Origin of the sequence: Streptomyces sp. NBC_00273, from assembly GCF_036178145.1 — a bacterium.
Taxonomy (GTDB): Bacteria; Actinomycetota; Actinomycetes; order Streptomycetales; family Streptomycetaceae; genus Streptomyces.
This window is the reverse complement of sequence record NZ_CP108067.1, coordinates 4334475-4349420: the sequence shown is the minus strand read 5'-3', so window position 1 is coordinate 4349420 and position 14946 is coordinate 4334475. Positions and strand designations below refer to the sequence as shown.

Below are 14946 nucleotides of genomic sequence, written 5' to 3'. Positions count from 1 at the left end.
TTGCGCCGGGGCCTTTTGGCGTGATCGCGCCTGTCGCGCTCCCGATGATCGCCTTATCGTTTCCCTCCGCACACCGAAAGGGGGATTCGGTGACAAGCACCGCGGACGACAGAACTCCGGTGCACCCTTCGCTCAGCGAAGCGGGCCGACTGTTGTGTGCCGGCAGCTATCTCGACGCCGCGTACCGCGACCGGGTGATCGAGGAGCTCTACGTCCACGAGGAGCGCTTCGTGGCGCCCTCCTACGGCTTCGACGCGGCCCGCGTCCTCGCCCACGCGCTCCAGGCCCGCCGCGCCGAAGTGGCCTGGGCCTCGGCCGTCCTGGCCGTGTGGGGCCTCGGGCTCGTGCTGGCCCAGCCGCTCCTGCTCTTCTTACTCCTCCCGGCCGCCTTCCTGAGCGGCGCCGGGCGGATCGCGCGACGCCGGGCGGCGACGTCGCGCGGTAGCCGCTTCCTCGAACTCCTGCTGCGCGGCTGCGGCTACGTGCTGCTCATCGGCGTCGGCATCGGCGTGGTGCAGGGCGCGTTCCAGGGCGAAACGAACGTCGGAGGGGTCGACGACTCGCTCATGATCTACGAGGGCATCCTGCGCGGGATCGAGCGGGAGCCGTTCACCGTCCTCTTCGGGCTGCCCCAACTCGGCTACGCGATCGCGGGCAGGTACGCCTGGACCGCCCTGATCGTCTTCGCCCTGCTGACCCTGGTCGTCGGCCTCCAGCGGGGCCACTTCGCCCGCGTCATCAGCACCTCGCTCAGCCGGACGCAGTACGCCGACCCGAACGCCGACCCCGCCTCCGGCCGCCGGTTCGCCAGGATCCGCGACCGGATCCTGCGCACCCAGCACAGCCGCCTGGTCATCTACGACGTCGACGATCCGTTCTGCGGCGCCGGCGCGGCCTACCGCCCCTGGCACCTGTCGGTCGAGCTGCGCCCGCGCACGGACGGGGTCGATCCCGAACCGCTGGACAACGAGCGGATCGTGGCCCGGATCCGGCCGCGGCTGGAGGCCCTGCGCGTCCCGTCGCCGCACGGTTCGCCGGAAGCGGAGCAGGCCGTACTGGACCGGCTGCGGGAACTGGTCGTCGACGAGTGCGTGTTCCTGCCGGCCTCCGGGCTGCCCGTGGCGCACGAGCCCGACCTCTCGGACCGGGCGTTCGACGCGCACCGGGCCGCAGCGGTGGAGGAAGGCGGCGAGCGCCGCCGCCACTTCCTGCGGGTACGGGTCGGCGGCTGGGACGAGAACCTCGTCATCACCGTCTTCGTACGCGTCCACACCCAGGGCGGGATGCTGATGCTGGAGGTGGCGCCGCACGTACTGCTGCCCGTACGGCCCCAGTTCCAGGAGGCCGACGACGTGGCCCGGCGCCACCTGCGGAACAACCCCTTCGCCAAGACGGTCTGGGCGCTGAGGCACGCCCCGAGGTCGCTCTCCAAGGCGCTCGCCACCCTCTCGGGCGGCAGCCGAGGCCCGTGGCAGATCGCCACGGAGGGCCACGGCGGCGCCCTCCCGGCCGGTCCGGCCGCGTCCGTACGCGAGCTGGCGGCGCAGGAGGACGCCTCCCTGTTCCAGCTGATGGACCTGGACCGGTACCTGAAGACCATCCAGGACCGGATCGTCGGCGGCGTGACCCTGGCCCTGCACGAAGCGGGCTGGCACACGGAGGAGTTCGCGCAGCGCGCGGTCACCGTCGCGGAGGGCGGGGTGTACATCCAGTCCGTGAGCCACAGCGCGTTCAGCGTGGGCGGCAGCGGGCACCACAACCAGACGAGCCACCACACAGGCAGGGGAGACCGGCAGTGACGCAAGACGGGGGAGCCGGGGAAGTGCGGATCAACCGCATCGAAGGCAGCACCTTCAGCATCGGCGGCACCAACATCACCAACACCACCGTCCACCACGACGGTACGGGGGCGGCCGCTCCGGGCGCGGCGGAACTGCTCGAGGCCGTACGGGAGTTGCGCATCGCCCTCGTCCACCTGCCCCGCAGCGCCGACCGGTCGGCGCTCGACGCCGAACTGGACGAGGCCGCCGGCGAGCTGGCGGAGACCGGGGAGATCCGGCCCGGCCTGCCCGCCCGGCTGAGGGGCGCGCTCCAGCGCTGGGCCCCCGTGGTGGACTCGGTGAACGCGGCCGCCGCCCTCGGCGGGCTGCTCGCCTCGCTGGGGAGCTGACCGGTGGCCACGGGTGGCGGTGCCCACTGGAATCCGCAGTCGCAGCGCTGGGAGTGGGCGGAGCAGCCCCCGCCGCCCCCGCCCTCGTACCCGCCCCGCCCACCGGCGGGCGGCCCGGGCGGCCCGGTTGGCCAGGGCGGCCCGGGCCGGGAACGGTCGTGGAGGGTCCCGCTGCTGGTGGCCCTCGGGGCGGCGGTGGTGGGCGGCTGCGCCGTGGCGGGATGGTTCGTACTGGGCGACGGAGAGCCGAAGGCACCCGCCGCGGCCCCGTCGGCTCCGGGTACTCCGGCCCCACCGTCCGGTACGGTTCCGGCCGCGTCCCCGACCGCCTCCTCCTCCGCGTCCTCCGCGTCCTCCGCGTCGCCCTCGGTCCCGCCGGCGTACACGGTGGTGCGCGACGAAGGCGGCTTCTCGGTCGCCGTCCCCGCGGGATGGGAGCGCAGCCACGACGAGACCGGCAGCGGCTCCTTCTACCGGCGGCCCGGGGACCGCAGTGCGCTGATGCAGTTCTTCCGCGTCACCGAGTCGGACGGCGTCGGGGCGTGCGAGCTGCTGCGGACCTCCTCGCAGGCCCTCGCAACGCGTCCCGGCTACCAGGAGGTCTCCCTCGATCCGGCGTCCGGTGGGTCCTGCGAGCTGGTGTACGAGTACGACAACCAGGAGTCGCACGGACGCCGCCGCGCGATCGAGCGGATCACGGCCGCCCCGGACGGCAGGCGGTGGGCACTGCTGGCGGCCGGTCCGGCCGCCGACGGCACGGCGGTGCGCGCGAACCTGACGGCGGCCGTGGAGTCGTTCAGGCCGGAATGACCCGTCCGCAACGACCGGTCCTACTTGTACATGCCCGGGGTGTAGTGGCCCGGCACCATGCGGGTGGTGACGCCGATGCGGTTCCAGACGTTGATCGTCGCGATGACGGCGATCAGCTGGGCGAGCTCGCGCTCCTCGAACTGCTTGGCGGCCTTCTCGTAGACCTCGTCGGGCACGAAGCCGTCCGTCAGGACGGTGACGGCCTCGGTGAACTCGATCGCGGCGAGCTCCTTCTCGGTGTAGAAGTGCCGCGACTCCTCCCAGGCGCCCAGCTGGATGATGCGTTCGACGCTCTCACCTGCGGCGATCGCGTCCTTGGTGTGCATGTCGAGGCAGAAGGCGCAGTGGTTGAGCTGGGAGGCCCGGATCTTGACGAGCTCGACCAGGGAGGGATCCAGACCCTTCTTGGAGGCGATCTCCAGGGCGAGGACGGCCTTGTAGACCTCCGGGGCGAGCTTCGCCATGTGCATGCGCGGGGTGTGCTCGGGGGCGTGTTCGTGTGTGGTCGTCATGTGATTCACCCTAGGAGGCAGGCGGCCCACCGATATGGTCCATATCCATGACGGAATCGTGGGCCACTTTCGGCGCCGACCTGCACCTGCACCTGGACCTCAGCACCAGACGCGGCCTGCGGGCCGCGCTCACCGAGGCCCTGCGCGAGGCCGCGCGCAGCGGGCGGCTGGCGGCCGGCACCCGGCTGCCGTCGTCCCGCACCCTCGCCGCCGACCTGGGCATCGCCCGGAACACGGTCGCCGAGGCGTACGCCGAGCTCGTCGCCGAGGGCTGGTTGACGGCCCGCCAGGGCTCCGGCACCCGCGTCGCCGAGCGGGCCCGCCCGCGCCGGTCCGGGGCCGTCGCCCCCGTACGGCGCCCCGCGCGCAAGGGGCCCGCGTACAGCTTGGTCCCCGGCTCCCCGGACCTGGGCGGCTTCCCGCGCGCGGCCTGGCTGTCGGCGGCCCGGCGGGCGCTGACCGACGCGCCGAACGAGGCCTTCGGGTACGCGGCTGATCCGCGCGGCCGCATCGAGCTGCGGCAGGCGCTGGCCGGATACCTGGCGCGGGCGCGCGGGGTGTACGCGGACCCCGAACGGATCGTGCTGTGCGCGGGCTTCCTGCACGGGCTGGCGCTGCTGGCGGGCGTACTGCGGGCCCGACGGGTGCGGGACGTGGCGGTGGAGGGCTACGGCCTGGACTTCCACCGGGACCTGCTGGTGCGGGCGGGGCTGCGGACGCGCCCGCTGGGCGTGGACGGGGAGGGTGCCCGGACGGGGGAGCTGACCGCGGCGGCGGGCGCGGTGCTGCTGACCCCGGCGCACCAGTTCCCCACGGGCGTCGCCCTGACCCCGGCCCGGCGGGCGGCCGCGGTCGACTGGGCCCGGACCACGGGCGGGCTCATCCTGGAGGACGACTACGACGGGGAGTTCCGCTACGACCGTCAGTCGGTCGGCGCGCTGCAGGGCCTGGACCCGGACCGGGTGGTGTACCTCGGGACGGCCAGCAAGTCGTTGGCACCCGGGCTGCGGATGGGCTGGATGGTGGTTCCGCCGGGGCTGCTGGAGGAGGTGCTGGCCGCCAAGCGGCCCATGGACTGGGCGTGTGGCGCGCTGGATCAGCTGACGCTGGCGGAGTTCATCACCTCCGGGGCGTACGACCGGCACGTGCGCGGGATGCGGCTGCGGTACCGGCGGCGCCGGGACGAGCTGGTGGCGGCGGTGGGGGACCGGGTGGGCGTGTCGGGGATCGCGGCGGGGCTGCACGCGGTGCTGGACCTCCCGGAGGGGCTGGAGCGGTCGGTCCTGCAGTCGGCGGCCTGGCAGGACCTGGCGTTGCACGGGCTGGGACGGTTCCGGCATCCGGATGCGGATCCGGCGCCGCGGGATGCGGTGGTGGTGGGTTACGGGACCCCGCCGGACAGCGCGTGGTCCCCGACCCTGGCGGCCCTGTCGGCGGCCCTCCCGTGACCTGCGGCGCCGTTGCCGGGGGCGCTGCCCTCGGACCCCCGCGCCTCAAACGCCGGCGGGGCTGGAGGGTCGCCTCAAACGCCGGCGGGGCTGGAGGAGCGCCTCGAACGCCGGCGGGGCTGGAAGCTGAAAGAGGTCAGCCGGCGGGGCTGGAAGCTGAAAGAGGTCAGCCGGTGGGGGCGGATTCGGCCGGGGTCGGGGGCTCGCCGAAGCGGGCCAGGGCCAGGGAGCCGGCCACCGCCACGGCGAAGCCCGTCACCGCCAGCCAGGCCAGGCCCTCGCGGGTGCTGTCGCCGAGCCAGACCACGCCCACCACCGCCGGGCCGATCGTCTCGCCGATGACCATGCCCGCCGTCGCCACCGTCACCGAGCCGCGCGCCAGGGCCGAGGTGAGGAGCAGGAAGGCCGCGCCGCCGCCCAGCAGGAGGGCGTACAGGGCCGGGTTGCGCAGGTCCCACGGCGAGTCGATGAGCCGTACCGAGACCTCCACGACCCCGAAGCCCGTCCCCGCCGCGAGGCCGAGCACCAGCGCCCGCGGTCCGTCCGGGAGCCGGCCCGCGAACACGCCGACCAGCAGCACCAGCCCGGCCACCGCCAGCATTCCCAGTTCCAGCGCCGTCGACCCGGTCCCCGTGCCCTCCTCGCCGGCGGAGAGCCCGAGCATCAGCAGCCCCGCGCACACCACCGCCACCGCGCCCCACTCGGTCCGGGACAGCCGCACCTTCAGCAGCCGCGCCGCGACCACCGCCGTCACCGCCAGGCTGGCCGCCAGCGCCGCCCCCACCGCGTAGATGGGGATGTGCCGCAGGGCGATGATCTGGAGCACGAAACCGGCTCCGTCGAGGCCCAGACCCGCCAGGTACCGCCACTGCCGCACGGCCCGCAGGAACAGCGCCGTGTCCACTCCGGACCCGCTGCCGGGCTCCGCCGCCCGCGCCGCGACCGCCTGCAGCACCGAGGCCGTACCGAAGCAGACCGCCGCACCGAGCGCACAAATCATCCCAATCAGCACGAACTGACTCTAGGTCACGGATCTCACAGCGGCCGGATTCCTTCGGCCGGTGACCCCGCTCTACTCTGTCGGCAGCACGCGAGGCCCCAGGGGGAGCAGCAGACATGGACAGCAGCAGCACCAATCAGCGCCGGATGCGCTCCGGCGCCGTCGCCCTCGGCGGCATGGGCCTGCTCGCGGCCACCCTCGTGGCCTGCGGCAGCAGCGACGAACCGGACAAGCGCTGCGCCTCCCGCTCCACGCTGCAGCACCTGAACAATAAGGAGTGCAAGAGCGGCGGCACCGGCTCGTACTACTACGGCGGCTACGTGGCCGCAGGCAAGGTCGCCGGCGGCAGCTTCGAGAAGTCCGCCGTCACCCGCAACGGCATCGGCGGGAACACCTCCGGCTCCAGCGGCGGCTGATCGCACCATGGAGCGGCACACCATCGAGCCCCGTCCCGACTGGCAGAAGACCGTCGAGGAGCAGGGTCTGATCTATCCCCTGACCCGCTACCCCGACGACTCCCTGCGCCCCTACTGGGACGAGAGCGCGTACTACTCCTTTTCGCTCCCCGAGGTCGAGGCCCTGGAGAACGTCGTCGAGGAGCTGCACGCCATGTGCCTGGCCGCGGCCGCGCACATCGTCGAGCACGACCGCTTCGCCGACCTCGGCATCACCGACCCGAAGCTCGCCGCGCTGATCGCCGAGTCCTGGCGGCGCCGCGCCGAACAGCCCTCCCTGTACGGCCGTTTCGACCTGCGCTACGACGGCACCGGCAGCCCGGCCAAGATGCTGGAGTACAACGCCGACACCCCCACGTCCCTGGTGGAGGCGGCCAGCCCGCAGTGGTTCTGGATGGAGGAGCGCTTCCCCGGCGCCGACCAGTGGAACTCCCTCCACGAGCGCCTCGTCGACGCCTGGCGGCGCCAGGCCGAGCTGCTCCCGCCCGGCCCGCTGCACTTCGCGCACTCCGAGGCCGACGAGCTCGGCGAGGACCTGATGACGGTCGCCTACCTCCAGGAGACCGCCGAGCAGGCCGGCCTGGAGACCCAGGCCCTGTCCGTCGAGCAGATCGGCTGGGACAGCCTGTCCGGCCGGTTCGTGGACGAGAAGCTCCGCTTCATCCGCTCCTGCTTCAAGCTCTACCCGTGGGAGTGGCTGGCCACGGACGAGTTCGGCCCGCACGTCCTCGGCACGTACGACCACGGCGGCGGCACCGGCTCCACCTGCTGGATCGAGCCGCTGTGGAAGATGCTGCTGTCCAACAAGGCGCTGCTCGCGATCCTGTGGGAGCTCTTCCCGGAGCACCCCAACCTGCTGCCCGCCTACCTCGACGGCCCGCGCGAGCTCGCCGAGCCCGGGTCCGACGGTTACGTGGCCAAGCCCCTCCTCGGCCGTGAGGGCGCGGGGGTCACCCTGCACGGGCCGGGCGGGGGCGGCGAGCCGTTCGTACCGCAGGAGGGGGAGCAGTACTGCTTCCAGGGCCTGGCCCCGCTGCCCGACTTCGACGGCAACCGGGTGGTGCTCGGCGCATGGGTCGTCGAGGACGAGGCGGCGGGGCTCGGCATCCGCGAATCGGCGGGGCCGGTCACGGACGAGTACGCCCGCTTCCTGCCCCACGTCATCCTCTGACCGATACGGACGGGACTACGCGCCGAGCACCGACCGGAGCTGGTCCAGGCCCCAGTCCAGGTCCTCCTTGCTGATCACCAGCGGCGGGGCGATCCGGATCGTCGACCCGTGGGTGTCCTTCACCAGCACCCCGAGCTCCATCAGCTTCTCGGAGATCTCCCGGCCGGTGCCCCGCGACGGGTCGATGTCGACGCCCGCCCACAGCCCGCGGCCGCGTACGGCCGTCACCGCGCCCCCGCCGACCAGCAGGTTCAGCTGCCGGTGCAGGTGCTCGCCCAGCTCGGTGGCGCGGCCCTGGAACTCGCCGGTCCGGAGCATCGCGATCACCTCCAGCGCGACCGCGCACGCGAGCGGGTTCCCGCCGAAGGTGGACCCGTGCTGCCCGGGCCGGAACACCCCGAGCACGTCCCGGTCGGCGACCACGGCCGACACCGGCACCACGCCGCCGCCGAGCGCCTTGCCGAGGATGTAGACGTCCGGGACGACGCCCTCGTGCTCGCACGCGAAGGTCCGGCCGGTGCGCCCCAGCCCCGACTGGATCTCGTCCGCCATGAACAGGACGTTCCGCTCGCGGGTCAGCTCCCGTACGCCGCTCAGGTACCCGGCGGGCGGCACCAGCACCCCCGCCTCGCCCTGGATCGGCTCCAGCAGTACGGCCACCGTGTTCTCGGTGACGGCGTGGGCCAGCGCGGTGAGGTCCCCGTACGGAACGATCTCGAAGCCCGGCGTGTACGGGCCGAAGTGGTCGCGGGCGTCGTGGTCCGTGGAGAAGGAGACGACGGTCGTGGTGCGCCCGTGGAAGTTGTCGGCGGCGACCACGATCTTGGCGTGCCCGTCCGGGACGCCCTTGACCTCGTAGCCCCACTTGCGGGCGGTCTTCACCGCCGTCTCCACGGCCTCCGCCCCCGTGTTCATGGGGAGCACCATCTCCTTGCCGCACAGTGCGGCGAGCTCGGTACAGAACGCGGCGAAGCGGTCGTGGTGGAAGGCGCGCGAGGTGAGCGTGACCCGATCCAGCTGGGCGTGGGCCGCGTCGATCAGACGGCGGTTGCCGTGCCCGAAGTTGAGGGCCGAGTACCCGGCGAGCATGTCGAGGTACCTGCGGCCCTCGACATCCGTCATCCAGGCGCCTTCCGCGGACGCGACGACCAGGGGCAGCGGATGGTAGTTGTGCGCACTGTGGGCGTCCGCGGCGCGGATGGCATCAGCAGTTGTCGACACGGGGTCTCCGATCGTCCGTCCGGCGCGGTGAGCGCCGGTGCAGCGGTGACGAGGGTGGCGTCACCTTCTTATCGTCGCTCGCATCGCGGACGCAGAAACCTCTCTTCCGGCGCGCCCGCTAAGGTGTGCGGTACGCACGGCGACTGGCGTACGGAGAACCAACTCCGGGGGAGTCGTGCGCGCTCGACCGCATACAGGGCCGCTCGCCTGGGCCTCGCGGGGTACCGATCACATCGACCCCGGAGGAGCCCGCCATGTCCGCGAGCCGCCATCCCGCCCTGTTCGCCGCCGACCCCGAGCTGGCCTCGTTCGTCGCGGCGGAGGAAGTGCTGCAGGCGCAGACCCTGCGCCTGATCCCCAGCGAGAACTACGTGTCCGCGGCCGTCCTCGAAGCCTCCGGCACCGTGCTGCAGAACAAGTACAGCGAGGGCTACCCCGGCCGCCGCTACTACGAGGGCCAGCAGAACATCGACCGCGTCGAGGCGCTGGCGATCGAGCGGGCCAAGGGCCTGTTCGGCGTGGACCACGCCAACGTGCAGCCGTACTCCGGCTCGCCCGCCAACCTGGCCGTGTACCTGGCCTTCGCGAAGCCGGGCGACACGGTGATGGGCATGGCCCTGCCGATGGGCGGGCACCTCACCCACGGCTGGGGCGTCTCGGCGACCGGTTCCTGGTTCCGGGGCGTGCAGTACGGCGTCCGCGCCGATACGGGGCTCATCGACTACGACGCGGTGCGCGAGCTGGCCCTCTCCGAGCGGCCCAAGGTGATCTTCTGCGGCGGTACCGCCCTGCCGAGGACCATCGACTTCGCCGCCTTCGCCGAGATCGCCCGCGAGGCGGGCTCGATCCTGGTCGCCGACGTGGCCCACATCGCGGGCCTGATCGCGGGCGGCGCGCACCCGTCCCCGGCGGACCACGTCGACGTCATCTCCACCACCACGCACAAGACCCTGCGCGGTCCGCGGGGCGCGATGCTGATGTGCCGGGAGGAGCACGCGAAGGCCATCGACAAGGCGGTCTTCCCGGGCCTGCAGGGCGGCCCGCACAACCAGACCACGGCCGGTATCGCGGTGGCGCTGCACGAGGCCGCGCAGCCGTCCTTCGTCTCGTACGCCCACGCGGTCGTCGCCAATGCCAAGGCGCTGGCCGCGGCGCTGCTGGAGAAGGGCTTCGACCTGGTCTCGGGCGGTACGGACAACCACCTGATCCTGATCGACCTGACGGGCAAGGACGTGCCGGGCAAGATCGCGGCGAAGGCCCTGGACCGGGCGGGCATCGTCGTGAACTACAACACGGTGCCGTTCGACCCGCGCAAGCCGTTCGATCCCTCGGGGGTGCGGATCGGTACGCCGTCGCTGACGTCGCGGGGGCTGTCCACGGAGCACATGCCGGTGGTGGCGGACTGGATCTCGCGCGCGGTGGACGCCGCCGCGAAGGGGGACGAGCAGGCGCTCGCCGTGATCCGCGCCGAGGTCACGGACCTCATGGCCGCCTTCCCGGCCCCGGGCCTGCCGCTGTCCTGACCCGCGGCGCCGCTACTGGGGCTCCGCCCCAGACCCCGCGCCTCAATCGCCGGCGGGGCTGAAATTTCCAGCCCCGCCGGCGATTGAGGCGCGGGTGTGGGCGGGCACGGGCCCGCCCCCGCACCTGAGAGAATGAAGCCATGGCTTCTGATCGTCCTCGCGCGCTCTCCGGCATCCAGCCCACCTCCGGTTCGTTCCACCTCGGGAACTACCTCGGAGCCATCCGCCAGTACGTCGCCCTGCAGGAGACGCACGACGCCTTCTACATGGTGGTCGACCTGCACGCGATTACCATGCCGCAGGATCCGAAGGACCTGCGCGCGAACACCCGCCTCTCCGCCGCCCAGCTGCTGGCCGCCGGCCTGGACCCCGAGCGCTGCACGCTCTTCGTCCAGAGCCACGTGCCCGAGCACGCGCAGCTCGGCTGGGTCATGAACTGCATCACCGGTTTCGGCGAGGCCAGCCGGATGACCCAGTTCAAGGACAAGTCCGCCAAGGGCGGGGTCAACAGCGCCAGCGTCGGCCTGTTCACGTACCCGATCCTCCAGGTCGCCGACATCCTGCTCTACCAGGCGAACGCCGTCCCCGTCGGCGAGGACCAGCGCCAGCACATCGAGCTGACCCGCGACCTGGCCGAGCGCTTCAACAGCCGGTTCGGTCAGACGTTCACCCTGCCCGCCGCGCACATCGTCAAGGAGGTCGCGAAGATCTACGACCTCCAGGACCCGGCGATCAAGATGTCGAAGTCCGCGTCGTCCCCCAAGGGCCTGATCAACCTCCTCGACGAGCCCAAGGTCACCGAGAAGAAGATCAAGAGCGCGGTCACCGACACCGAGGCCGAGATCCGCTTCGACTCCGAGAAGAAGCCCGGCGTCAGCAACCTGCTCACGATCTACTCCACCCTCACGGGCGAGACCATCGCCGAGCTGGAAGCCAAGTACGAGGGCAAGGGCTACGGCGCGCTGAAGACCGACCTGGCCGGTGTGATGGTCGATTTCGTCACACCGTTCAAGAAGCGGACCCAGGAATACCTGGACGACCCGGAGACGCTGGACTCCCTCCTGGCCAAGGGCGCGGAGAAGGCCCGCGCGGTCGCCGCCGAGACGCTCGCACAGGCCTACGACCGCCTCGGTCTGCTGCCCGCCAAGCACTGACGAACGCAACTACGGACCGAGAGCCCTGGCACGAATGGGGGTGCTGCCGCCACACTGGGGCGGCAGCAGTCCACAGCGACAAGCGGAGGAGAGATACGTGGGGACCGTAACGCTCGGCGTTTCGATCGCGGTCCCGGAGCCGTACGGCAGCCAGCTCCAGGAGCTGCGCGCGGGCTTCGGGGACGCTGCCGCGCACGGCATCCCCACGCACGTCACCCTCGTCCCGCCCACCGAGGTGGAGGCGGACCGGCTCCCCGCGATCAGGGCCCACCTGGTCGAGGTCGCGGCCGCCTTCCGGGCCTTCCGGATGCGGCTGGCGGGCACGGGAACCTTCCGCCCCCTCTCGCCGGTCGTCTTCGTCAAGATCGCCGAAGGGGCGCCGGGCTGCACCCGCCTCCAGAGCGAGGTCCGCGACCCCCAGGGGCCGCTCGAACGGGAGCTGGCGTTCCCGTACCACCCGCACGTCACGGTCGCCCACGGGATCTCCGAGGAGGCGATGGACCTGGCGTTCACGACCCTCGCCGAGTACACCGCCGAGTGGGTCTGCGAGGGCTTCGCGCTCTACGAGCAGGGCTCGGACGGGGTCTGGCGCAAGCTGCGCGAGTACCCGTTCGGGAGCGGGCCGAACTGCGTCCCGGCGCAGGCCGGCTCACCCGCCGACCAGGGCGCCGAGGCGGCAGCAGGGACGGCCGGAGCCACCGGGGCCGCCGGAGCGACCGTACCGCCGTCCTGACGGAGCGGGCGCGGGGCCAGGGGCAGGCGCAGGGTCAGGGGGAGCCGGGCGATGCGCCGGGCACGGAACCTCAGCCTTCGCAGGACCAGGGTGTGGAACGGGCGACCCGTAGGGCGCGTTTCGGGAAAAGTCACAATCGACGACCGTAGCGGCCGGAACCGACAATCCCGGCTATTTCCGGCGGCTGAATTACGGTGACCCCATGGACTGGCTGACGAAACTCCCGGTGATCGGGCCGCTCGCGGTCCGGCTGATGCGCACGCACGCGTGGCGTTCGTACGAGCGCCTCGACCGGGTGCACTGGACCCGCCTCGCCGCCGCGATCACCTTCATCAGTTTCCTCGCGCTCTTCCCGCTGATCACCGTGGCCGCCGCGATCGGCGCGGCGCTGCTCAGCCCGGAGCAGCTGGACCGGCTGGAGAAGAACCTCTCCGAACAGGTCCCCGGCATCTCCGACCAGCTCAACATCGAGGGGCTCGTCGCCAACGCCGGCACGGTCGGTCTCGTCGCCGGCGCCCTCCTGCTCGTGACCGGTGTCAGCTGGGTGGGTTCGATGCGGGACTGCCTGCGCGCGGTGTGGGAGAAGGACGACGAGGACGACGGCAACCCGTTCGTCCGCAAGGGCAAGGACACGCTCGTCCTCCTCGGCCTCGGCGGCGTGGGCCTGGCCTCCGCCGTCGCCTCCATCCTCGGATCCAGCGCGGTCGGGAAGACCGCCGAATGGCTGGACATCCCCCGCGAGGGCGCGGGCGGCGCGCTGCTGCGCTCCCTCGCCTTCCTCGTCGGCGTCGTGGCCGCCTTCCTGCTGCTGCTCTACGTCCTGACCCTGCTCCCGGGCGTCGAACCGCCGCGCGGCCGCCTGATCCAGGCGGCCCTCATCGGCGCGGCCGGCTTCGAACTGCTGAAACTGCTGCTCAGCGGCTATATGCGGGAGGTCGCCGCGAAGAGCATGTACGGGGCCTTCGGCGTACCGATCGCCCTGCTGCTCTGGATCAACTTCACGGCGAAACTGCTGCTGTACGTCTCGTCCTGGACGGCCACGCGCGACGACGCGGACGGCGACGGCGCGGAAGACCCCCCGGCCGCCGAGGCGACGAAGCCGGCCTAGGTCCTGTCGTCAAAGTGGCGTCGCGCGCCCGACGGGACTTTGACGACAGGGCCTAGGGGTGTCTTGGGACGCGCGCCGGTGGCGCACCGGTGTGGGGCCCGGTGCGCCACCGGATGGTGCCGGAGGGACGCTCTACCAGGTGCCGTTGCCGCAGCCGTACACCCAACGGTGCGAGGCGGCGTTGTCGTGGACCGCCTTCCACTGACCGCTGGCGTCGCCGTTGCGGGTCCAGTTGAACGACTGCGCGTTGCCCCGCAGGTTCCATTCGGTGCCGTAACCGATGCAGGCGTAGGCGCCGGTGTTGTTCTCGTTGTAGTAGATGTTGACGTGGTCGCGGCCGCCGGCGCTACCGCTGTTGCGGACCCAGTCGACCTTGTTCTTGACCTGGTAGGGCCAGTCGTTGGAGTTGCCGGCGTTCTGGTAGAGGTAGTTGTAATCGTCGGAGTAGGCACAGAAGTTCGTGTATCCGCAGCCGCCGTCGGCCTGCGCCGCGGTCGGAACGGCCACCACCGCCGCACCGGCGATCGCGAGCCCCGCGAGGAGCGTCCTGAGCTTGTTCATCTGGGGTCCCTCCCAATGAGTGCCGTACATGGTTCACCGCCGGTCGGCGGTACGCGATGTCAGCTGCCGGCGTGCCGGGCGACCACATCGCGAGCTGTGGGCAGGGCCGCCACCTGCAACCGCCGCATGGCGTCGAAGGCGGCCCCGTTCTCGGCGCGGATCATGTCCGAATAGCGCCGGTGCAGGTCCCGTGCGGTGTCGGCGAGGCCGGTCGAGCGGGCGCACTCGGCCTGGGCGGTGGCCATCGGTACGTCCTCGGCCTCGGCGGCCGGACCGGTCCGTGCCAGTTGTTCGTCGCGCTGCTGGACCGGGTGCACGGCCGGGAAACCGCGCCGTCCGACGCACTCGCTCCACCCGGCCACCGCCGTTCGGAAGGCCGGGTCCTGGTTGACCCGGCCGGTGCGCACCGCGCCGAGCTGCTTCACGGTCTCGCTGGAGCCGTACCAGAGGCGCACGTCCCCGTAGAGCTGACGCCACGACGCGGTGATGCAGCCCCGGTCGCTGTGGCTCAGCGTGCCCCCGCCCGGGTTCTCGACCGCCAGCCCCTTCGCATCGGGCCCCATGAGGGCCACCCCCAGGGCTTCCAGCCGCTCTGCGGAGAGTCCGCCCTGGTACCGGCCGCGCGGGCCCGACGCCGCCTCCTCGTCCAGCTGCTGCTCGATCCGGCGCCCGAACCCGTGGCCGCGGGCCCAGTCCACGTCGTCCACGCCGTACGGGAAGTCCCGCCAGTCCGGGTGCGGCACGCGCGGGACCGGCCAGTACGAGAATCCCTGCGCCCGCATGCAGTCCTGTACGAGCAGTTCTCCCGCGGTGTGGAGCACGTCCAGCTCGGCGGTCTCCAGGGCGCGCGCCGGGGTCCGCCGCCCGGCGCCGTCGGCCGGGAGAGCGGTCCGGGCCGCCACGGCGAGCAGCGCGCCGCAGACCACCACGACCGCACAGGCCACCATGACGACGGCCGACCATCTCCTCCGCATGGGAGGACCCCCTTCCCGACGGCTTCATGCCGACGGGAGCGAGCAAACCCTGCCGAAGTCCTCCGGTGAACCTGTGAGTTGATAGGTGGTGCGGTTGCGGGAACCG

The 14946-nt window shown here is 72.2% G+C and carries 15 protein-coding genes and 1 riboswitch; of the genes, 10 read left to right on the top strand and 5 right to left on the bottom strand.

Translation table 11 applies throughout. The features are described 5' to 3' along the window. The first annotated feature begins 89 nt into the window (after nt 1-89). Genes OG386_RS18600 through OG386_RS18590 form a run of 3 tightly spaced genes read left to right on the top strand, consistent with a single transcriptional unit; the run spans nt 90 to nt 2980 of the window. Nucleotides 90-1799 carry a hypothetical protein gene (locus OG386_RS18600; protein ID WP_328789096.1) on the top strand — a complete coding sequence of 570 codons (1710 nt, stop codon included), beginning with the start codon at nt 90-92 and terminating at the stop codon, nt 1797-1799. Beyond that, on the top strand, nt 1796-2170 hold the full coding sequence (locus tag OG386_RS18595; protein WP_328789095.1) for a hypothetical protein: 375 nt from the start codon (nt 1796-1798) through the stop codon (nt 2168-2170). The genes OG386_RS18600 and OG386_RS18595 overlap by 4 nt, the downstream gene beginning before the upstream one ends. A 3-nt stretch (nt 2171-2173) precedes the next feature. Beyond that, on the top strand, nt 2174-2980 hold the full coding sequence (locus OG386_RS18590) for a hypothetical protein (protein ID WP_328789094.1): 807 nt from the start codon (nt 2174-2176) through the stop codon (nt 2978-2980). 20 nt (nt 2981-3000) lie between these two features. Here OG386_RS18590 and OG386_RS18585 read toward each other — a convergent pair whose 3' ends face one another. Continuing rightward, on the bottom strand, nt 3001-3492 hold the full coding sequence (locus tag OG386_RS18585; protein ID WP_327383670.1) for a carboxymuconolactone decarboxylase family protein: 492 nt from the start codon (nt 3490-3492) through the stop codon (nt 3001-3003). A 47-nt stretch (nt 3493-3539) separates the two neighbouring features. On the opposite strand from OG386_RS18585, the gene pdxR reads away from it, so the two are divergent. Next, the gene (gene pdxR, locus OG386_RS18580; RefSeq protein WP_328789093.1) at nt 3540-4940 is read left to right on the top strand and encodes a MocR-like pyridoxine biosynthesis transcription factor PdxR; all 1401 of its coding nucleotides are present in this window, start codon (nt 3540-3542) and stop codon (nt 4938-4940) included. Between the two features lie 166 nt (nt 4941-5106). On the opposite strand, the gene OG386_RS18575 is transcribed toward pdxR, so the two are convergent. Beyond that, nucleotides 5107-5940, bottom strand: coding sequence for a hypothetical protein (locus OG386_RS18575; protein ID WP_443053312.1), 834 nt, complete (start codon nt 5938-5940; stop codon nt 5107-5109). Between the two features lie 116 nt (nt 5941-6056). Here OG386_RS18575 and OG386_RS18570 point away from each other — a divergent pair, with 116 nt between their 5' ends. Together OG386_RS18570 and OG386_RS18565 are read left to right on the top strand one after the other, a co-directional pair. Further along, a complete protein-coding gene (locus OG386_RS18570; protein WP_266604098.1) occupies nt 6057-6356 on the top strand; it encodes a hypothetical protein in 300 nt (99 codons plus the stop codon). A 7-nt stretch (nt 6357-6363) separates the two neighbouring features. After that, nucleotides 6364-7566, top strand: a complete 1203-nt coding sequence (locus tag OG386_RS18565) for a glutathionylspermidine synthase family protein (RefSeq protein ID WP_328789091.1) — start codon at nt 6364-6366, stop codon at nt 7564-7566. A gap of 15 nt (nt 7567-7581) precedes the next feature. Here the strand turns inward: OG386_RS18565 and rocD are convergent, their stop codons facing one another. Further along, nucleotides 7582-8787, bottom strand: coding sequence for an ornithine--oxo-acid transaminase (gene rocD, locus OG386_RS18560; RefSeq protein WP_327383665.1), 1206 nt, complete (start codon nt 8785-8787; stop codon nt 7582-7584). Nucleotides 8788-8916: 129 nt separating this feature from the next. Further along, nucleotides 8917-9007: riboswitch (ZMP/ZTP riboswitch) on the top strand. 34 nt (nt 9008-9041) lie between these two features. Between rocD and glyA the strand changes: the two genes are divergently transcribed. The 4 genes from glyA (at nt 9042) to OG386_RS18540 (ending at nt 13305) form a co-directional block, all read left to right on the top strand. Further along, entirely contained in the window at nt 9042-10310 is a 1269-nt protein-coding gene (gene glyA / locus OG386_RS18555; RefSeq protein ID WP_328789090.1) for a serine hydroxymethyltransferase, read from the top strand. Between the two features lie 140 nt (nt 10311-10450). Beyond that, nucleotides 10451-11464 (top strand): tryptophan--tRNA ligase, encoded by a 1014-nt coding sequence (gene trpS, locus OG386_RS18550; protein ID WP_328789088.1) that lies wholly within the window; start codon nt 10451-10453, stop codon nt 11462-11464. 97 nt (nt 11465-11561) lie between these two features. Further along, nucleotides 11562-12197 (top strand): 2'-5' RNA ligase family protein, encoded by a 636-nt coding sequence (locus OG386_RS18545; protein WP_328789087.1) that lies wholly within the window; start codon nt 11562-11564, stop codon nt 12195-12197. 202 nt (nt 12198-12399) lie between these two features. After that, nucleotides 12400-13305: a YihY/virulence factor BrkB family protein gene (locus OG386_RS18540; RefSeq protein ID WP_328789086.1), complete on the top strand. Its 906-nt coding sequence runs from the start codon at nt 12400-12402 to the stop codon at nt 13303-13305. A gap of 132 nt (nt 13306-13437) precedes the next feature. Here OG386_RS18540 and OG386_RS18535 read toward each other — a convergent pair whose 3' ends face one another. Continuing rightward, a complete protein-coding gene (locus OG386_RS18535; RefSeq protein WP_030012512.1) occupies nt 13438-13866 on the bottom strand; it encodes a hypothetical protein in 429 nt (142 codons plus the stop codon). Nucleotides 13867-13925: 59 nt separating this feature from the next. Beyond that, the gene (locus tag OG386_RS18530; RefSeq protein WP_328789085.1) at nt 13926-14840 is read right to left on the bottom strand and encodes a hypothetical protein; all 915 of its coding nucleotides are present in this window, start codon (nt 14838-14840) and stop codon (nt 13926-13928) included. Nucleotides 14841-14946 lie beyond the last annotated feature (106 nt).